General features: G+C 56.5%; 19 protein-coding genes. 16 read left to right on the top strand and 3 right to left on the bottom strand.

Annotation, left to right across the window (positions count from 1 at the left end; translation table 11 throughout):
* The first annotated feature begins 35 nt into the window (after window positions 1–35).
* The 10 genes from IEV38_RS05485 to IEV38_RS05440 are packed head-to-tail and all read left to right on the top strand — an operon-like array spanning window position 36 to window position 13,939.
* Complete coding sequence (locus IEV38_RS05485) at window positions 36–2,249, top strand: cellulose biosynthesis cyclic di-GMP-binding regulatory protein BcsB (RefSeq protein WP_229728791.1); 2,214 nt, start codon at window positions 36–38, stop codon at window positions 2,247–2,249.
* A gap of 3 nt (window positions 2,250–2,252) precedes the next feature.
* Window positions 2,253–3,956, top strand: coding sequence for a glycosyl transferase family protein (locus IEV38_RS05480; protein ID WP_188395160.1), 1,704 nt, complete (start codon window positions 2,253–2,255; stop codon window positions 3,954–3,956).
* Window positions 3,956–6,709 (top strand): NfrA family protein, encoded by a 2,754-nt coding sequence (locus IEV38_RS05475; protein ID WP_188395159.1) that lies wholly within the window; start codon window positions 3,956–3,958, stop codon window positions 6,707–6,709. The genes IEV38_RS05480 and IEV38_RS05475 overlap by 1 nt, the downstream gene beginning before the upstream one ends.
* Window positions 6,710–6,733: 24 nt before the next feature.
* A complete protein-coding gene (locus IEV38_RS05470; protein WP_229728778.1) occupies window positions 6,734–7,753 on the top strand; it encodes an alginate O-acetyltransferase AlgX-related protein in 1,020 nt (339 codons plus the stop codon).
* Window positions 7,743–8,792 (top strand): alginate O-acetyltransferase AlgX-related protein, encoded by a 1,050-nt coding sequence (locus tag IEV38_RS05465; RefSeq protein WP_229728777.1) that lies wholly within the window; start codon window positions 7,743–7,745, stop codon window positions 8,790–8,792. The genes IEV38_RS05470 and IEV38_RS05465 overlap by 11 nt, the downstream gene beginning before the upstream one ends.
* Window positions 8,793–8,804: 12 nt before the next feature.
* The gene (locus IEV38_RS05460; protein ID WP_188395157.1) at window positions 8,805–10,382 is read left to right on the top strand and encodes an MBOAT family O-acyltransferase; all 1,578 of its coding nucleotides are present in this window, start codon (window positions 8,805–8,807) and stop codon (window positions 10,380–10,382) included.
* Between the two features lie 28 nt (window positions 10,383–10,410).
* Entirely contained in the window at window positions 10,411–10,650 is a 240-nt protein-coding gene (locus IEV38_RS05455) for an acyl carrier protein (RefSeq protein WP_188395156.1), read from the top strand.
* Window positions 10,651–10,671: 21 nt separating this feature from the next.
* Window positions 10,672–12,141 carry an AMP-binding protein gene (locus tag IEV38_RS05450; protein WP_188395155.1) on the top strand — a complete coding sequence of 490 codons (1,470 nt, stop codon included), beginning with the start codon at window positions 10,672–10,674 and terminating at the stop codon, window positions 12,139–12,141.
* Entirely contained in the window at window positions 12,138–12,809 is a 672-nt protein-coding gene (locus IEV38_RS05445; RefSeq protein WP_188395154.1) for an alginate O-acetyltransferase AlgF, read from the top strand. Before IEV38_RS05450 ends, IEV38_RS05445 begins: the two co-directional genes overlap by 4 nt.
* Entirely contained in the window at window positions 12,806–13,939 is a 1,134-nt protein-coding gene (locus tag IEV38_RS05440) for an acyl-CoA dehydrogenase family protein (protein WP_188395153.1), read from the top strand. The genes IEV38_RS05445 and IEV38_RS05440 overlap by 4 nt, the downstream gene beginning before the upstream one ends.
* Before the next feature lie 18 nt (window positions 13,940–13,957).
* On the opposite strand, the gene IEV38_RS05435 is transcribed toward IEV38_RS05440, so the two are convergent.
* Complete coding sequence (locus IEV38_RS05435) at window positions 13,958–14,929, bottom strand: DUF4434 domain-containing protein (RefSeq protein ID WP_188395152.1); 972 nt, start codon at window positions 14,927–14,929, stop codon at window positions 13,958–13,960.
* A gap of 159 nt (window positions 14,930–15,088) precedes the next feature.
* The gene (locus IEV38_RS05430) at window positions 15,089–15,889 is read right to left on the bottom strand and encodes an outer membrane protein assembly factor BamD (RefSeq protein WP_268234709.1); all 801 of its coding nucleotides are present in this window, start codon (window positions 15,887–15,889) and stop codon (window positions 15,089–15,091) included.
* Between the two features lie 52 nt (window positions 15,890–15,941).
* On the opposite strand from IEV38_RS05430, the gene IEV38_RS05425 reads away from it, so the two are divergent.
* Window positions 15,942–16,961 (top strand): RluA family pseudouridine synthase, encoded by a 1,020-nt coding sequence (locus tag IEV38_RS05425; RefSeq protein ID WP_229728775.1) that lies wholly within the window; start codon window positions 15,942–15,944, stop codon window positions 16,959–16,961.
* A gap of 5 nt (window positions 16,962–16,966) precedes the next feature.
* Window positions 16,967–17,743 carry a peptidoglycan editing factor PgeF gene (pgeF, locus tag IEV38_RS05420; RefSeq protein WP_188395150.1) on the top strand — a complete coding sequence of 259 codons (777 nt, stop codon included), beginning with the start codon at window positions 16,967–16,969 and terminating at the stop codon, window positions 17,741–17,743.
* 6 nt (window positions 17,744–17,749) lie between these two features.
* Here the strand turns inward: pgeF and IEV38_RS05415 are convergent, their stop codons facing one another.
* Entirely contained in the window at window positions 17,750–17,968 is a 219-nt protein-coding gene (locus tag IEV38_RS05415) for a hypothetical protein (protein ID WP_188395149.1), read from the bottom strand.
* Window positions 17,969–18,253: 285 nt separating this feature from the next.
* Here IEV38_RS05415 and phaR point away from each other — a divergent pair, with 285 nt between their 5' ends.
* The 4 genes from phaR to IEV38_RS05395 all read left to right on the top strand — a co-directional run bounded on the left by phaR (window position 18,254) and on the right by IEV38_RS05395 (window position 21,830).
* The gene (phaR, locus tag IEV38_RS05410; RefSeq protein WP_188395148.1) at window positions 18,254–18,724 is read left to right on the top strand and encodes a polyhydroxyalkanoate synthesis repressor PhaR; all 471 of its coding nucleotides are present in this window, start codon (window positions 18,254–18,256) and stop codon (window positions 18,722–18,724) included.
* Between the two features lie 98 nt (window positions 18,725–18,822).
* Window positions 18,823–20,187 (top strand): 30S ribosomal protein S12 methylthiotransferase RimO, encoded by a 1,365-nt coding sequence (rimO, locus tag IEV38_RS05405; RefSeq protein WP_188395147.1) that lies wholly within the window; start codon window positions 18,823–18,825, stop codon window positions 20,185–20,187.
* Window positions 20,184–20,642: a hypothetical protein gene (locus IEV38_RS05400; protein ID WP_188395146.1), complete on the top strand. Its 459-nt coding sequence runs from the start codon at window positions 20,184–20,186 to the stop codon at window positions 20,640–20,642. Before rimO ends, IEV38_RS05400 begins: the two co-directional genes overlap by 4 nt.
* A 21-nt stretch (window positions 20,643–20,663) precedes the next feature.
* A complete protein-coding gene (locus IEV38_RS05395; RefSeq protein ID WP_188395145.1) occupies window positions 20,664–21,830 on the top strand; it encodes a cystathionine beta-lyase in 1,167 nt (388 codons plus the stop codon).
* Window positions 21,831–21,835 lie beyond the last annotated feature (5 nt).

Here is a 21,835-nt window from a genome sequence, read left to right as displayed (position 1 = left end):
TCGTCATTCACTCATTCCTGAAAAATCGAGTGTGTATGTTTGTATTGGAGCAGTTCATGAGTAGTCGGCAGATATATCGTGGGTTGGGCGCAGCGCTGTTGCTGATTCCTTGTCTGACAATGGCCAGCCCTGCCAGTGAATCGTTGCGTGAATTGCGCACCGAGACACTCGCCAGCAGAGACATCACGCTAAAGGATCTGGGCATTACGGCACCGATCGTGCTGGCGGATGGCAATGCACACCAGGATTTCTACTTGCCTGTTCCTGCCGGCGTCGTGCTTTCGAACGCCAACATTCAATTTGCAGGCCGATATCTGAAAGGCGAACCGGAACCGGCAACGCTGGTTTTGTCTCTGGATGGGCAGCCTACCTGGGCCCAGAGAATTACAGATGGAGAAGGGCGGCTGGAGAAGACATTCGCTTTGAGTGGCGGTGTTCATAGAAACGGCTTTGTCAGGCTGTCGGTCGATTGGCAGGCAATGACGCATTTCAATCGTTGCTCTCCCAATAATTCGATTGCCAATTCCTTTACCGTGTCAAACGACACGGTGATCAGCTACCGTTACAACTCCGATGCGATTACCACCCTTAAGGAAGCATGGAGCACCTTGCCTGGGCGTCCCGTGTTGCTGGTGGCTGATGAAAAACTGGAACCCAAGAGTTTTGATAGTGCTTGGCGTCTCGGTATAGCTCTTGAAAGAAACGGCAAACGGGTTGATATCCGCGCATTGCCATCGGTTGGCAGCGAGATTGATCTCAAGGGCGTCAGTGTGCCTTCAGGCTTGACGCGCTTCCCTGCATTTTCCGCGTTAAGCGGCAAGGAGCGCCACAAGCTCGCCAATCCTGCGGAGCTTGGCGCTTTACTGGTGTTGAATGCACCAGCCATCAAGGCCGAATTGGCCATTGTCGATGAGGCGCTGCACAAAAAACTGAATGCGGCTCTGGATGCGTTGCAGCAGCAGTTATCGTTGGATGCTGCTGCTCTGGAAGAGTTTTCTTTGTGGCGCAAGCATCGTGCCACTGCCGCTGGAAGCGTATTGCAAAGCGGCCAGATCAGTTTGCTGACATTCGGCAAGCAGAAAATTATTGGTATCGCCGACAATGCCGGCGCACAAGCTTCAGGTGTGTTCTCCAGCACGTGGCGAAATCTACTTGTATCGGAACAGGTCGATGCAAAGCTCGCAAGAGCGGACAATGAAGCTAAATCCAATAGCGTGCGACTGACCAGCCTGGATGCCACCAGCAATAACTTTGATGTCGTGGCGCGCGGCGACTGGACGGCAAACTTCCCGTTGAGTGTAGTGGCATTGGATGGGCGCATGCCGGAAACGCTAGTACTCGACGTGGCAGCAGCGCCAAGCGCGTCGACGACAAAGCCGGTCGTGTCCGTATTCTGGAACGGCATTCTGCTGTCCGCGAAACAGTTGAATGCTAACGGCCGTCCGGAACGGCTGACGGCGCGTGTGCCGGGATATGTGCTCGGCGTGACAAACTCGGTGAAGGTTTCCTTCCAGCGTCAACCTGTATCGGCCAACTGTGACGAGATTCCGCAAGGTTACCCAGTGGAGGTTCTTCCCTCCAGTCACATCAAGCTGGGAGATCCATACCCGGACGGCACATTTATCGGCTTGCTGCCTTTGCTGTCAAATACCCCGCAGCTTTTTGTTCCGGAAAAATATCTGGCGTCTGCGCCAACCCACCTGAAGCAGATTGTGCGTATCGGTTCGGCGAGCGGACTTTCTCCTACCGGCACCAGATTCGTCGTCGCGTCCGGTGAGTCTTCCGTCAAATCCAAGGGACCATTCCTGTCGATGGAAGTGCCGGTTTCCGGCGCCAAGCCCAAAGTGCAGATTGTCGGGGGCAAAGAGTTACGTGTTGATGGTAGAAAAGCCCCTCTTCTTGACATCAAGGGTGTGGAACAGCTGAGCACGGTAGAAGTCATCGATGACGGCAAAGATTCCGGACTCTACTGGTATGCGCTGCTCAATGAGAATGCGCGGTCGGATGTGCCGTTTGTTCTCAATCGCGGAAATATCGCAGTCATAGGCGACGCTGGCCCTCTGGCCTGGATTGACAGCGCCAATCCGGATGCGAGCCATCCGCCAGGTGCAGGCGAAAGCGCCTTCTTTGAATGGCGTCGCTACATCTCGTGGAGCGTGCCGGCAATCAGCATTGGACTTCTTGCCTTGTTGCTGCTGGCGATTCTGGCCCGGCGTGCATCACGGAAGCGTAAAGAGTCGCAAGGGTAAAAGATGTCTTCTCTTTACTTGCCTTACCTGATTGCCGATTACTACCACTACCTCGAGCTGCTTACCGCCGTGGTAGGGGTAGTCATCCTGCTTTCGAGTCTTGATGACATTTTTATCGATGTCTGGTACTGGGTACGGCAGGTCTATCGAAAATTCACGGTCAGCAAACGGTATGCGGCACTGACAACTGAGCAATTGCGCTCGCGTGAGGAGCAGCCACTTGCCATCATGGTTCCGGCCTGGCTGGAATTTGACGTCATCGCTCCCATGCTTGAGAACATGGTGTCGACGCTCGAATACAAGAACTACATGATTTTTGTCGGAACGTATTGCAATGATGAGCGGACCATCAAGGAAGTCGAGCGCATGCGTCGCCGTTATCGGCAATTGATTCGTGTGGAAGTGCCACACGCAGGACCAACCTGCAAGGCGGATTGCCTTAACTGGATCGTGCAGGCGATCTTTGCCGAGGGGGACAGGCGATCCGAGCCTTTCGCCGGCATGATTCTGCATGACAGTGAAGATGTTCTGCACCCGCTGGAACTGAAGTATTACAACTACCTGCTTCCCCGCATCGATTTCATCCAATTGCCAGTGACATCGTTGGAGCGCGAATGGTATGAGTTGGTGGCCGGTACGTACATGGACGAATTTGCCGAGTGGCACAGCAAGGATTTGGTCGTTCGTGAAAGTCTGTCGAGAATGGTTCCATCGGCGGGTGTCGGCACCTGCTTCTCGCGCAGGGCAATGGAAGAGCTGGCGGCGGAAACGAATAATCAGCCTTTCAACAGCGACACGCTAACAGAGGACTATGACATTGGTGCACGCCTTGCACGTCGAGGCATGAAACAGATTTTCGGAAAATTCCCGGTCGAGTATCTGGTTCGTCGGAATCCGTTGTTCGGTTTTGGAAAAGAGCAGATGTCCACCTTGCGCATGCCACTGGGCGTGCGCGAGTATTTCCCCAACACCTTTTTCACCGCTTACAGACAGAAGGCACGATGGACCTTGGGAATCGCCCTGCAGGGATGGCAGCAAGTCGGATGGGAAGGTTCGTTAGCGGTCAAATACCTGCTTTTTCGCGATCGCAAAGGGCTGGTGACATCCTTCGTGGCTATATTGGCTTATGTCCTTCTGGCCAATTTTCTGGCGTTCTTCGTTCTCGATAAACTTGGTATCTGGACCGTCTATTACCCCTCTGTTTTCCCTCCAGGAGGCTGGTTGGTTACGCTGATGGGCCTCAATGCATTTGCCTTGTTTTTGCGTGTCACACAACGTGCCTACTTTGTCGGCACCATGTATGGATGGGAGCATGCCTTGCTTTCCGTTCCCCGCATGATCGTTGGCAACTTCATTAACGCCGCGGCTGCAGCTCGTGCGTGGCGTCTTTTTATTGTGCACCTTGTTACAGGCAAGCGGCTGGCCTGGGACAAGACCATGCACGATTTCCCATCGACAGATCAGCTTGCGCAACAAAAGCTGCGCCTTGGCGAACTGCTGTTGTCCTGGCAGGCCATTGATGAAGACATCCTGAACAAAGCGCTCGAAATACAAGAAAAAGAGAAGCGGCCGCTGGGTGAAATCATGATGCGAGAAAACTGGCTGGATCAATCGACGCTTGAGGAAGCGATCGCGTTTCAGAAAGGTGTGATGGAGCAGGAGCGGTTCTCCCTGAGCAATGCAATGCTTGAGGAAAAGGCTGCCTGATGTCTTCATTTCGCTTTTGCTGGCTTGGTATCTCCATACTCGTTCTTGGTATGTTGTTCGCTTCGCACTCTGTCCTTGCCGAGGTCGTCGATGATTCGCTGATGTCAACGCGGGTTGTGGAAAAACGAAACAAGGAAGTGCCGCTTACGGGGGAGGCATGGCGTCTGGCAGACCAGGCATACAAGAACTACGACGCCGGCCGCCTGCAATCCGCACAATCACAAGCCGAACGGGCAATTCGTCTGCGCCCGGACATTGCGAGACTGCGTTTGTTGCTGGTTTTCATTCTGCAGAAACGAGGCAAGCTGGTCGAGGCGAATGCAGTCGTGGAGCAAGCCATCAAGGATGGTTTGGGTAATTCTCAGTTACTTCAGGCACGCAACAACCTTTCCGCTTCCGGAGGCGGATCAAGCACGGATACACCTGCATATCGCAAGGCGTTTCCGATCGCCACTCGTGCTTACGATGCATTCAATCAGCAAAGGTTTGAGGATGCAAGCCGCGATGCGGAAGTTGCCTATCTGACCGATCCTTCTCAAGGAAACTGGGCGCTTTTATGGTTGGACGCGCTGGATGCTCAACAAAAGTATGAACAGACGGCTGCGGCTGCCCAGAAAGCCATTGATGCCGGTGCACCCAATCGGGCGGACCTGGAAGCACGGCAGCGTAACGCAAGGCGTTCAATGGCAATTCGTCCTGCGGAAGAGGCGCATGGCGCATTGATGAATGGGCGCTTGGAAGATGCACTTTCCTTGATAAACAAGGTTATTGCATTGGCGCCTGATTCTCTCAATTACAGACTGGTTCAGGTAACCATTCTAGTTGAGTTGAACCGTCTGGCGGAGGCTGAACAGGCTGCGACAGATGCGCTTGATATCGATGATGAAAGCGTTGCGGTACAAGTATTGCGTGCGTATGTAAGACAACGAAAGCATGACAATCAAGCTGCCGATGAGGATTTCGATGCGGTACTCGCACTGGACTGGCTGGATGAAACACAGGTACGCAATGTACGTCTGCTGGCTTCCGATGCCGCGATCGCTTCCGGCCGGCAAGAACGTGCGTTGGGCCTGTTGTCGTTTTTGCCCAAGGACGATGAGCTAGCTGAGCGCCGCCGCCAGGCGGCTCGGAGGGAGCGTGGCAAGGTCGATCTGTCTGCCGCTGCCTACATGGCGCCGTTCCAGGTATGCCGCGCTACGCCTTACGGTACCGTTTGCGAGATGCAGCCCTGGGATGGTGTGGAAGGAAGTGGATCTGCAGCGATGGCATATATCGCCTACGGACGTCAACAGTATCAGCAGGCCATTGAATATGCTCGTCAGGCTGTCAAGGAGCAGCCTGACAATGTGGACAATCAGCGTTTGCTGATGACTGCCTTGAGCGCAGGAAATGCAACTCAGCAGAAGGAAGCAGAAGGCATGCTGATCGAGGCACTGGAGAAAAAGCCCGACGACGTGAATCTTCTCATTCAACGCGCTTATTTATCGCAAAGATTAGGACAGCCGCGTCAGGCGCTGCAGGACTTCAAGGCTGCGCGCGCGACGGGAAAGGCGCCTCCGACACTGGTGATCGATGAGGCTTACGCCTTTGCAGGAGTGGGGAACAAGCAAATGGCGGTCGACGCACTTAAGCACGCTATTGACGAGGCGGACGATGGTCATCTGCCATTGACGCAAGAACAACGCTACAACACTCGAGCTGGTATTGCAGGCTTGTCGCGCGAATGGGGGGCATCCTATTCCGTCGGTTATCGCGGTGCCAGGCCGGCTTCTTCGGGGGCTGCCGGAGCTGCTGTCACGGTGCCGGGAAACGCCGTTTTCGGCACAGCCGAAGCCTATTGGCGTCCTGCCGACTTTCTCAATACTTCCACGCGTGTCTTTGAAATATATGGTCGTTTGTCGAACACGTTGTACGACGAAGGCGGCCGCACCGATGCACAAACCATTTCGAATCCATGTGGTAATGGATCGCTTGCCATTGCGGAGTCACAAGGGAATGGCTTGGCAGGATGGCCGACAACAGTAGCCGCGCTGGGGGCGCGGCTGACTCCGTCAACCAGTTCCGGATTCACCTTCGGACTGGAGCGCCGCTTTAATCTCGGACATGCCACTCGGCGTGGAACGATCATTCCATCCGATGTGGATAGAAGGTGCGCCCTGCAAAGCGTGAATCTCACTTATCCCTACCAAGCCTCCAGTTCAAGTGGTAACTGGATGGCCTACATGACCTATGGATTCTACGAAGGGACCGGCTTGCGCATGGATGAGAGGAGCTGGTGGACGATGGAAGGTTACATGCAGGCGGGTTATATCACTGGAAATTCGTCAATACGTATCCGGGAAACAAATTCGTCAACGAATGTTGTGCAGTCTGAATCGTCCGGAAGACTGAGACAGGATCAGTCATTCGCTGCCGCGGAAGTCAGGGTGGGACGCAGTATGCGGCTGGATGATCTCAGCGAGCGGCTGGTTGTATTTCCCTACGTGGTTGGGGGGATCGACTGGTTATGGCAGAGGGATCGCGCAGTGTTGAATACGTCAAACCTGAGCGGAGACGTGCCTCTTCAGGGCAATGGTTCCAGTTGGGCATTGGGAGCAGGTCCTGGTATCAATGTGCGCTATTGGTTCCGTGAGGACCGCTATAACGCACCACGCTCGTATATCGATTGGACCTTGCAATATCGCATCAACATCGGAGGCGGCGATGCAGGCCGTGCACGTGGCCTGTTCATGAACATGACGTTTTCTTATTAAGCAACAGCACATTGCGGAGATATCGTGACAATTCCTTTTTCCATGCCCATGTTTTTATACCGTGCATTGATTGCCTGCGTACTGAGTGCGGCTGCAATAGGTGTGCAGGCAGATCCTGTTTCTCCTCAGAACTCCACACAACTGGTAATAAAAGGAAATGAGGGATGGCTATTCCCGGGTTGGGGCAGCCTGACGGTATTGGATGAAAACGGAATCGATGCATCCGTCAAGCTCCTGGCTTTTGTGCGTCATGCACTTGCTGAGCGGGGAGTGCGTCTTGAGGTATTACTGCTCCCCGACAAAGTCTATTTCGCACAGGACAAATTGCCCGCAAACCGTCAGGTCAGCCCCGCGGTGTTGGGTAGGTATGAAACGATCTTGAAAAAGCTGGATGCGGCCGGAATGCCGATTTTGGATGTGAAGGCTTTGCTGCAAGCTGAGCAGAAGAAAGGTGTTCCTGCTTATTACCGTTCGGATCAGCATTGGACTTTGCCGGCAGCAGAAGCGACTGCGGTAGCGAGTGCTGAATTCATCAAGAAGCAGATACCGGTACTGAAGGGGAAGGCTGGAACCGGTTTGCAACTGGGAGCAGAGGTCAGGGAAAGGCGGTTTGGCGATCTTGCGGAGTTGTTCCTTTCTCCGGAAGAGCGCAAGCAGATAGGACGCGAGACGTATACCACACGGCGCAGCGTAGCCGGAGAGTTGCTTGATGAAAGTGGCCCATCTCCCGTGCATATTAGCGGACACAGCATGGTGCAGCCTTATTTCGGCTTTCCGCAGAAATTGTCCCAAGCGCTTGATCGCCCGGTGTCATTGAACTGGAAACCAGGGAATGTCGGCCCATGGATGGTACTGCTGGAATATCTGGAATCCGATGAGTTTAGAAAGTCACCACCCCAAGTTCTGTTATGGCAGATTTTCGATCCGGTTTTCAGCCAAGGCCCGGATGCGACAGGAAGCTGGGACAGCGGGTCCTTGATGCCTCCTGCGCAATGGGCTGCTCGCGTAAACGATGCATTGGTCAAACTGGATCATGGTCGGTAAATCGCATCGCTTGATAGCTGGCGCAATAGCTGGCTTGCTGTTGGCAGGGCTACTCTGGAGCACATGGCTGATAGTCAGTGCTGTAGCCGGAGGTGGCGGCGTGACTGTTTCTCAGGCATTGAATTCGTCTTTGCGCTTGCCAATGCAGGACAGCATCAATACTTGGAATGCCGCATGGCGCTATCGCTTTCTGGGAGATCTCGGAAGCAAGGTGAGACTGGGTTGCCCGCAATGGTTGTTTTACCAGGATGGGCTGCAACCTGCAGCGGGTAGCGTGCTGGCCGAGCGGTTGCAACTCATGCGTATCTGGATCAGCCAGATCAGACAGCAGGGCGTGCAGATTCTTGTCGTCGCCGTTCCTGATAAATCGCGTGTCGAGTCGGCGCATCTTTGCGGCTTGTCTGTGTCTGAGTCCATGCGCCAAAAACTGGACGAATGGCAGGCTGAGTTGAAAAAGGACGGGGTGCCTTTTGCCGATTTGCGTCCAGCCATGTTGCAGGCGAACGAACCACTTTTTTTTCGGACCGATGCGCACATGAATGCTGTTGGCGCACGGATTGCTGCAGCTAGTGTGGCAGAAGAGGCACTTGTCCTGCTGAAGGGACGTAGCAATCAGCTGTTCAAGTTTGAAGAGGCTGAACCTCTTCGTCCTCGCATGGGTGATCTGATCGTTCTTGCCGGTCTGGAGAATGCTCCGGAAAAATGGCGGCCCAAACTTGACGTGGTATCCGAGCAACCGATAAGTGTTGTACGTGGCGGCGGACTTCTGGATGACGGCCCTGCGGCAGAGGTTCTCTTGGCGGGTAGTTCCAATGGTCGGCGCAGTTACTTTGCCGAACACCTTGGCATGGCTCTGGGGCGCGAGGTATGGAACATCAGCATGGATGGCGGGCAGTTCTCCGGAGCGTTGCAAGAAGCCTTGAAACAGAAAAGCTCATGGCCATCCACTCTGAAACTGGTGATCTGGGAGTTTTCCGAATTGGCGCTTTCACTGCCTTTGACAGAGGCTGAGCGTGCAGCACTCGCAGCACGGCAATAAAAAATAAATAAAATGCTTTTCAACTCCTATCTCTTTCTTCTGGTGTTTCTGCCGGTCACGCTGACCGTGCATTACGTCGCGGGAAGAATCAATTTGCGTTTTGCAGCGGTCTGGCTGTGCCTGACGTCTTTCGTTTTCTATGGTTGGTGGAATCCGCAGTTTGTCGTGCTGCTGGCCGGTTCGATCTTGTTCAACTATTTGATTAGCCTCGCCATTCTGGCGTTACGAAACCGTACGACACTACAGAACTGGACGGTTGGAATGGCAGTTTTTGTCAACCTTCTGGTGTTGTTCCATTACAAGTACTTCGTTACCCTTCTGGCTTTTCTGAATGGGCTGGGAGTGACGGATGCACCGCTTGAAGACATCATCCTTCCATTGGGTATTTCGTTCTTTACCTTTACGCAGCTCGGATATCTGCTGGATTGCCGTGCAGGTATCGTCAATGAACGAAGCCTGTTGAGCTACGTGCTATTCGTCACCTTCTTCCCGCATCTGATCGCCGGTCCTATTCTGCATCACAAAGAGATGATGCCGCAGTTCGCGCAACGTGAGAATTATGTATTCAAGGCCGAGAATCTTTCTGCTGGCGGCATGCTGTTCGTTATCGGTCTGGCGAAGAAGGTGTTGTTAGCCGATAGCATTGCTCCCTATGCAGACACCGGATTCGCCGCACCAGGCGATTTGCAATTCTGGAGTGCATGGGCAGCGATTCTTTGCTATGCGTTGCAGTTGTATTTCGATTTTTCCGGTTACTCAGACATGGCGCTGGGCTTGGCCAGGATGTTCGGCATCCGTTTTCCCTTGAATTTCAACTCGCCTTACAAGGCTGCCAGCATTATCGACTTCTGGGCGCGTTGGCACATGACGCTGACACGCTATCTGACTGCTTATCTGTATTATCCGGTCGCCATGGCGGTTTCTCGGCGGCGGACAGCACGTGGCCTGCCGGTAGGAACGGCGGGTGTTCGCACCCTCGGAGGATTTGTCAGCACGATCGTATTTCCGACGGTTTTTACCATGGGTCTGGCCGGAGTCTGGCATGGCGCCGGTTTGCAATATCTGGTGTTTGGTTTGCTGCATGCTGCCTATCTGTCGATCAATCATGCATGGAGAATTTTCTTCGTCGGTCGTCAACCTGCCGCGCGCAAGGTCAACTGGCGCAATCATGCCGCCAGCGTTTTGCTGACGTTCATTGCGGTGTTGGTGGCGCAGGTATTTTTTCGTGCGCACGGCGTTGGCGATGCTTGCAGCTTGTTGGAGGGAATGGCAGGCCTGCGTGGATTCGAATCCTGGGAAACCTGGGCGTATTTCGCGGATCTGCCTGCAGCCGATGCCTGGCGATGGATGCTAGGGCAGCATCAGCAACTGATCTATATCGTTGTTTTCCTGTCGATTGCATGGTTCTTTCCCAACGCGCATCAGATCATGGGGGAATACTCTCCAGCTTTGTTCAAGACAGGAAATGCGAAATGGCGCTTCATGCAATGGCAGCCAACATGGCAGTGGCTGCTTGTGATGTTGTTCCTGTTATTCCTGTGCTTGATCAATCTGCACAAGGAAGCCAGGTTTCTTTATTTTCAATTCTAGTTTTGAATTTCCTATTTGGAGAAAAGTAATGAGCAAACAAAAGATAGAGGCCCGAGTGGCTGAGCTGATCGAAGGAGTCGTCCTCTCCAAAGTCGACACGGACACCTTGCTGGTCGAGTCGGGCCTGATCGATTCCCTTGCGGCGGTGGATGTTGCCTTGGCGGTAGAGCGCGAATTTGGATGCAAGATTCCACCAACGGAAATAGATGTTCATCTGGAGTCGATTTCCACGCTGGCCGATTTCATCGCTTCGCACCAGTCGAATTGATCTGGAGCGGGAAGGGCGATCATGCATTTTGATTTCGACCGATTCGAGTTTGTCGGTGAGGCGATGGTCGATGAGCAGGCTGTGGTACATGCTTCCGGCTCGCTCGATTGGCAACAGTTGCAACAGGCAACGGATGACTGGATGCGTCAGGCCGAAGCGGCTGGCGTCCTTGCCGGAGCGCCTCTGCTCATTACGGGGCACAAGGAGCCTGCTTTTCTGATCGCCATGCTCGGTTGCCTCATGATGAAAGTGCCGTTTGTTCCGGTCGATGTCATCAATCCTCACGAACGTATTGCGCGTATTTCCTCATTGTTGAAAACGTCCCTGCGTTACGATGCGCAGCTGGAATGTTTCGAAGGCGTTGTGAACCAGGATGCACGTCTGGAAGAAGAGGGTGTTGCGTACATCATGTTTACGTCCGGTAGCACGGGCGATCCCAAGGGCGTTCAGATCGGTCGCGAAAGCGTCAGTCTGTTCGCAGGCTGGATTCTGCATTCCCTGGCCTTGGGAGAGCGGCCGGTCTTCATGGATCAAATGCTGTTCAGCTTCGATTTCTCGCTGTTCAACTGGGTGGGGGCGCTTGTTACGGGTGGCGCATGTGTATTGTGTTCGCGGGAGATCATTGCGCGCCGGGATCATTTTCTTGCTTATCTTGCTCACAGCCGTGCGACGGTATGGGCTTCCACGCCGTCCTTCCTGCGCCAGCAACTGATCGACCCTGATTTCTGCCAAGAGAAAATGCCGGATTTGCGCGTCTTTCTGTTTGGGGCAGAGTCCTTGTCGGTTGCCCTTGTTGATGAAATCTGGCTTCGTTTTCCAGCAGCACGCATCATCAATTCGTATGGTCCAACAGAAGCGACCTGCTCCACCACTTGGGTGGAGGTGGACAAGACTTTGCGTGACACGTTGCCGAATCCTTTCCCCATAGGACGAGCCAAGCCCTATGCCACCGTCTTCATCGATGAAGGTGAAATTTGCATCGCCGGCGATCATGTAATGCGTGGTTATCTGAATCGCTCAGATCTGAATCAGACGCGCATGTTTGTGCGGGATGGTAAACGCGGCTATCGGACTGGGGACATCGGAGAAATGGATTCCCACGGATTGGTGACCTTCCGCGGCAGGATGGACGATCAAATCAAGTTCCATGGCTATCGTATAGAACTGGCGGAAATTGATCTGGCTTTGTCGGCGTTGCCATCGGTTCGGGCCGGTGTGGCAGTAGCATTGCGTCGTCCCGAAGGGACGATAGTCAGGCTCGTGGGGTTCGTCGAGTTGCGTGATACCGAGGAAGGGAACGGCACGGCTCTTCCTGAATGCCTGGCGAATTGGAGGGAGATTCTGGCAATGCGTTTACCGCCATACATGGTGCCTTCCGAACTGCTCGCCTGCGAGCAATTGTCTATTACCGTTACTGACAAGGTCGATAGAAAGCAGATGGAGCAGTTGTATAAACAGACCTATCTTTCCCAAAAATCGAGGAATGCATGAATCATATTTGGAAGCGACTGCTGTACGTGGTGGCAGGCATGACTGCGACGCCATGGGTTATGGCCGAAGGAGCGCTGGCGCAACTATATGCAGCCAAGCCACCCGCGGGTTCCTCCTTTGTGCGAGTGGTGAACATGGATTCTTCCGTATTGCAGATCAGAATTGCGAGCGGCGCACCAAATAAGTTGGAAAGGCATCAAATCGTTAGCGACTATGCGATCGTTCGCAAAAGTGGCGATGTCAATGTGACACTCAATGGTCAGTCGGCCAATGTTCCCGTCAAGCCTGGTACCTATGTGACGCTGGTACCCAAGCAACGGGAAGGGCGGCTGATCTTCGACGTGCTGGATGATACCCATGATAGGCAGGATGGCCTCAAGGCGACGCTGCATTTTTATAATCTGGCGTCTGCTTGTCCTGTCGGTCGTCTGGAAATCGTGCCTTCCGCCACCGCGCTTTTCAAGGAAGTGAAACAAGGGAATGCGATCAAGAGAGACGTCAATCCCGTGTCTGCAAAGTTGAATGCAGGATGTGATGAGGCGATGTCGAATGTCGTTGAACTGCCAGAATTGAGGCCCGGAGATCATTACAGCTTCTTCATGCTTGGCACAAACAAGAAGCCGGTTCTGCATGGTCAAATCAGTCGTACTGAAGCGTTCAAGAAATGAGCAAGCGTCCCGTTTTTCGTGATGACCACGAACATTTTCGTGAGCAGGTGCATCGCTTTGTTAAGCGCGAGATTCTGCCGCATTATTCCGCTTGGGAGCAAGCCGGTGTTACGCCTCCGGAGCTATGGCGCAGGGCTGGCTCGGAAGGGCTGCTTAATTGTGCGCTGCCCGAACCGTATGGCGGCGGTGGAGATTTCGGCCATGCCGCGGTGGTTATTGAGGAACTTGCCCGCAATAATTGTCTGGGAGTGGGATTCTCGATCCATTCAGATATGGTCGCGCCCTATCTGCATACCTACGGGACGGAAAAGCAGAAAAACAGATGGTTGGTTCCCATGGCATGCGGCGAATTGATCGGCGCCATTGCCATGACAGAACCCGGAGCAGGCAGTGATCTCAAGGCCATCCGCATGACGGCGCGAAAAGACGGCCAGCATTACATACTCAATGGTCAGAAGACTTTCATTACAAATGGTGTCAATGCAGGACTCGTTCTGGTCGTCGCCAGTACGAATCCTGACCTTGGAGCAAGAGGATTGTCGTTGTTTTGCGTTGAAACGCATGCTTCCGGATTTAGCAAAGGCTCACCCTTATACAAAATCGGGCAGCATGCGCAAGATACATGTGAACTGTTTTTTGACGATGTAAGGGTGTCGGCCGATAACCTGTTGGGCGAAGAGAACGCGGCATTTGAATACATGTCGCGGGAACTTGCGCAGGAGCGTTTGGCTATCGCTTTGAGGGCGGCGGCCTCACTGGAAGGTATGCTGCTCAAGACCGTCGAATACACCAGTACTCGCAAGGCTTTCGGCCGTCGTGTGATCGATTATCAGAATACGCGGTTTCGGCTTGCCGATGCATTTTCCCAAAGTACCATGCTGCGCATATTTCTTGACGATTGCCTGCGGCAGCATATGGAGGGTGACCTAGATCCAACCATTGCAGCCATGGCGAAGTTGAACGCGACGGAGTTGCAAGGCAAGGTGCTGGACGAGTTATTGCAGATGCATGGTGGCTACGGTTATATGGCGGAATATGATATCGGCCGTGCCTGGGCGGATGCACGGGCCTTGCGCATCTTTGGTGGAACCAGTGAAATCATGCGTGAAATTATCGGCCGAAGCCTTTGATACTTTCTGGTCGTATGTTTAATTTTTGATTAGCGCCTGTCTTAAGCGCTGTGCCGGCGCTGTGTCGTCAGTCAGCCATGGATCGATGGCAAAGGCAACGATGCGGGTTGCACCGAAACTACTGGCTACTTCCATCTGTTTCCGTACTCTTGATGGCGAAGCGGAAGTGGCCAAAAATTTCTCTTGTTTCGTATCGTCAGAAAGTTGATGAAACAGTTCAACGATCAGGTCGTAGCGGATCTGACGCGTATTAAATAGCTGCTGAAGCGGTACGAGAGCCTCATAGTTGCCCAGCCCTGCCACTCCAACACCGTCCTGAATCATGGGATATAGATTGGCGTGATCAAGAATGTTGCTCCACAATGAGACCAACGATCCGTCCGTAGGAAGCTGGCTGAAGTAAGTTGAAATCGCTGGTTGCAAACCTTTGTCTGTCGTGGCGATATTTGAAAGTGATTGCAGCCAAGGAATCAATTTTTCTTGGGAAGATGCTGTGCCCCAGTGGTATTGTTCCAGTTCGTAGGGAATGTACCAGCCGCGAAAATTTGCATGACTGCTTAATGGGGACTCTTCTATATAACGGGTGGCGCTATTTAGCGTTTGAGCGAAGAAGGTATCTAATTCGGCAAAGTCCTTTGCTTTCAGAATTGCCCACCAATTCTGATGGTAGGGCAGGCCCAGATGTAAGCCGATACTTCTTTCTCCAGCTAAGTCAAAGAGCATGTCCATGAAGGCTTGGGATGCTCGCCAAGAGTTATTTCCATCTTCTATCCCTACCCACTGTACAAAAAGATCCTGACATTGCGCTTGGCGCAATATATCGAAGCGTTTTTTCCATGCATTTGGGGGCAAGTCCAGATGGCTAGGCCATAGTTGCAGAAAGCTACCGTCGAAATGTGTTCCGGATATGCATGATGGCAGACAAAAGACGGCGCTCGCTGCAAGCAGTGACTTCAAGACAAAGCGGCGATCAGAGTGAAGTACGGGCATGAGGAAAATGCGATAAGCCGAGTAGTCATGAGAATGACACAAGTAGGACGTTCAATCCTAAGCTTTTTCAAACTGTTGCTAATTGTTGAAATACGAGTTGTGGTTCAAATAAAAAGGCCTCGCATTGCGAGGCCTTTTTTGTTGTTGAGCGGGAAGGTCTTACCAGACCTGCCACCACGGTTTTTCCTTCTTGACCGGGCCGCCGTGGTAATAGGTGCTGTTCGGATAGTTCAGATCCAGCACGCGCTGGGCATCGGCCCGCAGTTCGGGCAGGTTGAGCGCCTCGTACGATTTCATCATGATGTACAGCGCCTGTTCGGTGGCAGGCGTTCCCGGATAATTCTTGATGGCCGATTGGGCGCGCGCGGCGGCCGCTACATAGGCGCCGCGGCGATAGTAGTAGCTTGCCACGTGCACGTCGTAGCTGGCCATGGCATTGACGAGATAGGCGAGGCGATCGCGGGCGTCCGGCGTGTATTTGCTGTCGGGAAAGCGTTCGACCAGCAGCTTGAAGGCATCGAAGGCTTCGCGCACCGCCTTCGGATCGCGCTCGGTCGGATCCTGGCGCGAGAAGACGTCGAAAATGCTGACGCGGTCATTGAAGTTGATCAGGCCGCGCAGGTAGTACATGTAGTCGACGTTCGGATGGTCGGGATGCAGTTTGATGAAGCGTTCGACCGCCGCCAGTGCCTGTGCCTGGTCGCCCTGGCGATAGTGGGCGTAGGCGATTTCCATCTGCGCCTGTTGCGCATAGGTGCCGAACGGATAGCGCGATTCGAGTTTCTCGAAGTGCTGGATCGCGCGTTCGTAGTTGCCCGTGTTCATTTCATCGCGGGCCTCCGCGTATAATTTCGAAGGTGACCAGTTCTTGGTCTCGTCGATATCCTTGGATGTGGAACCGCATGCCGACAGCAGAAGGGCAAGCACGATGGGAATGATTTTGGACATGTGTTTTTGCATGATGGGCGAATCGACCGCTGAACAATGACTGATTATATCCGATGGGAACGCAGTGAAGCCGACAGACATACCTATTCCCGATAATTCGATTTCCGACGGCGAGTGGGACGGGCTGGACGATGCGGACGACGGTGCCGCCTTGCCCGCGATCGAATTGCAACTGACGCCCGAGGCCTGCGGTGTGCGTCTCGACAAGGCGATTTCCGCGCTGGTGCCGCAGTATTCGCGCAGCCGCCTGCAGCAGTGGATAGAAGCCGGCCACGTCAGCGTGGATGGCGAAGTTGCTAGAGCCAAAATGACGCTCTACGGGGATGAGAAGCTCGTCATCCGGCCGCAGCCGGCTCCCGAGGAGCAGGCGTTCAAGGCGGAGCCGATGGACCTCGCCATCGTGCATGAGGACGATGCCATTCTGGTCATTGACAAGCCGGTGGGCCTGGTCGTGCACCCGGCGGCAGGCAACTGGTCGGGCACCTTGCTCAACGGCCTGCTGCATCACTTTCCTGCGATCGCAGGCGTGCCGCGTGCCGGCATCGTGCACCGGCTCGACAAGGACACCAGCGGCCTGATGGTGGTGGCGAAAACGCTGGTCGCGCATACCGATCTGGTGCGCCAGTTGCAGGCACGCACCGTCAAGCGCGAATACCTGGCGCTGGTGTGGGGCACGCCCAATTCGTCCGGCACAGTGGATGCCGCCATCGGCCGTCATCCGCGCGACCGCATCAAGATGGCGGTCTCGACCAATTTCTCCGCCAAGCCTGCCGTCACGCATTACGAGCGGCTCGCGACCGGCACGCTGGACGGCAAGCCAGTCAGCCTCGTCTGCTGCCGGCTCGAGACCGGCCGCACGCACCAGATTCGCGTGCACATGCAATCGCTGGGCTTCGCGCTGGTGGGCGACGCGCTGTACGGAAAACAGCACCTGATGCAGGTCTTCCCGCGCCAGGCGCTGCATGCGCGCCGGCTCGGCCTGATTCATCCGGTCTCGGGCGAGGCCGGCGAATGGTCGGCAGCCTTGCCGGCGGATTTTGCCGATCTGCTCGAGCGCGCCGGCATTGCGCAACCTCAGTCCTGAGCGCGATGGCATTTTCCGCCCCATTCCCCGTCATCGTGCCGCAGTGGCGCGTGCCGATGCCTGGCGTGGGCGCGCTGATGACCACGCGTATTGGCGGTGTGAGCGAAGGCGTCCATGGCGATCGCCATGGAAGTGGGGGATTGAATCTTGGCATGCACGTGGGTGACGATCCCGCGCATGTGGCGCGCAATCGGGCCGTCTTGCGAAACTGCGTGCCGGCCGAGCCGGCGTGGTTGACGCAGGTTCACGGTAACCGTGTGCTGGACGCATCGCAGGTGGCCGATGCGCCCGAGGCCGATGCGGTCTTTGCCACCAAGGCCGGCGTCGTGTGCGCAATCATGACGGCCGATTGCCTGCCCGTACTGCTGACCGACCTGGACGGACGGGTGGTCGCCGCTGCGCATGCCGGATGGCGTGGCCTGGCCGGAGGCGTGCTGGAAAGCACCGTGGCGCGGATGCGGTCCGTCGGAGCCGGCACGCTGCAGGCATGGCTGGGGCCGGCCATTGGCCCGACACGGTTCGAGGTCGGCGAGGATGTGAAGGCTGCATTTGGCGAGCGCCGTCCGCACACGTCGGCATTCTTTCATCCCATCCCCGGCCACGACATGCCCCGCAAGTATCTGTGCGACATCTATGGACTGGCGCGCGCGATCCTGGCCGAACTCGACATCGTTCTCGTCAGCGGTGGCGATTGCTGCACTGTGGACGATCCCGAGCGTTTTTTTTCCTTTCGGCGTGACGGTGTCACCGGGCGCATGGCGGCGCTGATCTGGCGCTGCTGAGTCGCCTCACTCACTTCTCTCTTTGGCGGTATTGGCTGCTTCCCGCGCTGCGGCATCGCGCGCCTTGCGCTTTTGCCTGCGCTTGCCCGTTCCTGCCAGCCAGACCATGATGCCGGTCGGCAAAAGGCCATAGAACACGAACGTCATGATGCCGGCCACCGGCGAGGTTTCCGTGATGGACATCATGAAGACGACGTAGAGCCAGGCGATGACGACGATGTACATGTGGTGTGCAGAAAGACCCGTGTGCTGTTTCGATCCGTCCGAATACTACAGCAAGGCGTTCCATGCACGGCAAGCCTCCGGGAAATGGCATCGGCAGGCATTCGTTCGGGCAACTGCGGCGCAGCCTGGCGGCAATATTGCCGCCAGGCGCGGTTTGCGGCAGAACGATTGCATGGTCCGGCTTTTTTGAGCACTATAATGGTCCGATTACGTGGTTCTCCGTTTTGCGGCTCCCTTGCGGAGCCGGTTTGTTCAGAAGCCTTGCACTGCCTACAGGGATTTCCGATGACGAATGCAAAGAAGTTTGCCGAGCGCCTGATCAAGAAGTATCCGAATCGTCGTCTGTACGATACGCAGACGAGCGCCTACATTACCTTGGCCGATGTCAGGCAACTGGTGCGCGACAATGCCTCGTTTGCAGTGGTTGACGCGCGCAGCGGCGAGGACATCACGCGCAGCATCCTGCTGCAGATCATGGTCGAGGAAGAGGCGGGGGCGGCGCCGATGCTGACCTGCCAGGCGCTGGCGCAGATGATTCGTTGCTACGGGCAGGCCATGGGCGCTCATCTGGAACGCAGCATCCAGTCCTTCGTCGAATTTCAGGACCGCCCGTCCGGCGATGCCACGGCCACGGCGGTCGGCACCAGGGAGGTCGGCACGCTGCTCATGCCCGCCCAGGAGCACAGGACCGCGGCTGCCCCGTTCGGCGGATTCACCCCGCTGGCAGAGCGCGACGGCCAGTCATTGCGCTCGTGATACGGTACAACACCCGGTAGCGTATTGTCCGACAGGCGGACGGGCCGTGCAGGTACAATAGCGGATTCGATTTTTCACCGCTTTTTTGCCGTTTCCACATGATCAACGTTCCCCAAGCTGCGCCCAAGATCGGCTTCGTTTCCCTCGGATGTCCGAAGGCGCTGGTCGATTCGGAGCAAATCCTTACCCAGTTGCGCGCCGAAGGCTACGACACCGCCAAATCCTACGACGGCGCCGACCTGGTCATCGTCAATACCTGCGGCTTCATCGATGCCGCCGTGCAGGAATCGCTCGACGCCATTGGCGAGGCACTGCACGAGAACGGCAAGGTCATCGTGACCGGTTGCCTCGGCGCCAAGAAGGATGCCGACGGCGACGACATCATCACCAAGGTGCATCCCAAGGTGCTGGCGGTGACCGGCCCGCACGCGCTGGGCGAGGTGATGGATGCGGTGCACGTTCACATGCCCAAGCCGCATGCGCCCTTCATCGATCTGGTGCCGGCGCAGGGCATCAAGCTCACGCCCAAGCATTTCGCCTACCTCAAGATTTCCGAAGGCTGCAACCATCGCTGCAGCTTCTGCATCATTCCATCCATGCGCGGCGACCTGGTCTCGCGTCCGATCGCCGACGTCATGCTGGAAGCCGAAAACCTGTTCAAGGCCGGCGTCAAGGAATTGCTGGTGATCTCGCAGGACACCAGCGCCTACGGCGTCGATGTCAAGTTCCGCACCGGGTTCTGGAACGGCAAGCCGGTCAAGACCCACATGACGCAGCTGGCCGAGGCGCTCGGCAACCTGGCCGCGCAATACGGCGCGTGGATTCGCCTGCACTACGTCTATCCGTATCCGCACGTCGATCAGGTGATTCCGATGATGGCCGAGGGCAAGGTGCTGCCGTATCTGGACGTGCCGCTGCAGCACGCGCATCCCGACGTGCTGAAGCGCATGAAGCGCCCGGCCAGCGGCGAGAAGAACATCGAACGCATCCAGGCCTGGCGCGCGATGTGTCCCGACCTGACGATCCGCTCGACCTTCATCGCCGGCTTTCCCGGCGAGACCGAGGCCGAGTTCGAATACCTGCTCGACTTCCTGAAGGAAGCGCAGATCGACCGTCTCGGCTGCTTCGCCTATTCACCGGTCGAAGGCGCGACCGCCAACGACATTCCGGGCGCGGTGCCGGAAGAGGTGCGCGAGGAACGCCGCGCGCGCGTCATGCTGCTGCAGGAAGAAATCTCGAGGCAGCGCCTGCAGGCCAAGGTCGGCAAGACCATGCGCGTGCTGATCGACGAGCTCGACCGCAGCGGCGGCATCGGTCGTTCCGCTGCCGATGCGCCGGAGATCGACGGCGTGGTCTATGTCAAGCCGCCGTATGAGCCACATCGCAAGCTCAAGGTCGGCGAATTCGCAGACGTCACGATCACCGCGGCCGATGCCCACGATATGTGGGGGGAGGCGCAATGATGAAAGCCATTCTGTTGCCGGCCACGCTGGCGGCCAGCCTGCTGGCCGGCCCGGTTTTCGCTGCCGACGTGGCGCCGATGGCGCAGGTGCAGACCACCGGCGTGCCGGCCGCCTTCCGTCAGGCCGTGCATCTGCGCGGCACCATCGGCGACGACGGCGTGCAGGTCACGATTCGTCCCAAGGTGCCGGCAGACGAGGGCGTGGAGGGCGAATACTTCTTCTTCGGCCAGTCGCTGCAAATCCTGCTGGCCGGCGAGATCGAGGGCGACATCCTGCTGCTCGAGGAATCGCAGGACGGCACGCATATCTCCGGCCAGTGGGATGGCACCATCGCCGGCGACCGCGTCACCGGCGAATGGATGTCGGCCGATGGCGAGGTCACCAAGCCTTTCGCGCTGCAGATCGTGCCGGCTACCGGCGCTGCCGCCTCAGCAGGAACGCGCACCCCACAGTAAACATCTTCGGAGGAACCGCACGTGACAGATCGCCGCTCGTTGCAGACTGCATTGATCCACAGCGACTACCGTGCGCCCGACGGCTTCGGTGCCTTGCCGCAAGCCATCCATCATGCCTCCACCGTGCTGTTCGAGAACGTCGCCGCCATGCGTGCGCGCAACTGGCAGGACAAGAGCGGCTACACCTACGGCCTGCACGGCACGCCGACCACCTTCACGCTGGAAGCGCGGCTGGCCGAGATCGAGGATGGCCGTCATTGCGTGCTGGCGCCGAGCGGGCTGGCGGCGATCGCGATGGTCGATTTCGCCTTTCTCAAGACCGGCGACGACGTGCTGCTGCCGGACAATGTCTATAGCCCGAGCCGCGAACTCGCCAACTGGCTGCGGCAGGATTTCGGCATCACAGTGCGCTACTACGATCCGATGGTCGGTGCCGGCATTGCCGCACTGATTCGTCCCGAGACGCGCCTGATCTGGACCGAGGCGCCGGGTTCGGTCTCGATGGAGGTGCCCGACCTGCCGGCGATCTGCCAGGCCGCGCACGAGAAGGGCGTGCTGGTCGCGCTCGACAACACGTGGGCCGCAGGCCTTGCGTTGCGCGCCTTCGATCTGGGCGTCGATATCGTGATGCAGGCGTTGACCAAGTACCAGTCCGGCGGTTCCGACGTGCTGATGGGCGCCGTCATCACGCGCGATCGCGCGCTCAACGAGCGGCTGGAGATGGCGCACATGCGGCTCGGCTTCGGTGTCGGTCCCGACGATGCCTATCTGGTACTGCGCAGCCTGCCGACCATGAAGCTGCGCTTCGAGGCGCACGACGCCGCGGCGCGCAAGGTCGCGGCCTGGCTGAAGGAGCGGCCGGAGATCGCTGCCGTGCTGCATCCGGCGTTCGCCGATTGCCCCGGCCATGCTCACTGGCAGCGCGATTTCAGCGGCGCCGGCGGGCTGTTCTCGGTGCTGTTCGATCCGCAATACGCGGAGGCGCAGACCGACCGTTTCGTCGATGGCCTCAAGCTGTTCAGGATCGGCTTCAGCTGGGGCGGCGTGCACAGCCTGGCCGTGCCGTACCGCATGCAGGGCATGCGCGCCAACTGGTCGCATGCCGGGCAACTGGTACGGCTCAACATCGGACTCGAAGAGTCCGACGACCTGATCGCCGACCTCGAGCAGGCGCTGCGGCTCCTGTAGAGCTG

This window comes from Oxalicibacterium flavum, assembly GCF_014635065.1.
Taxonomy (GTDB): domain Bacteria; phylum Pseudomonadota; class Gammaproteobacteria; order Burkholderiales; family Burkholderiaceae_D; genus Oxalicibacterium; species Oxalicibacterium flavum.
This window is presented reverse-complemented; position numbering and strand designations above follow the sequence as displayed.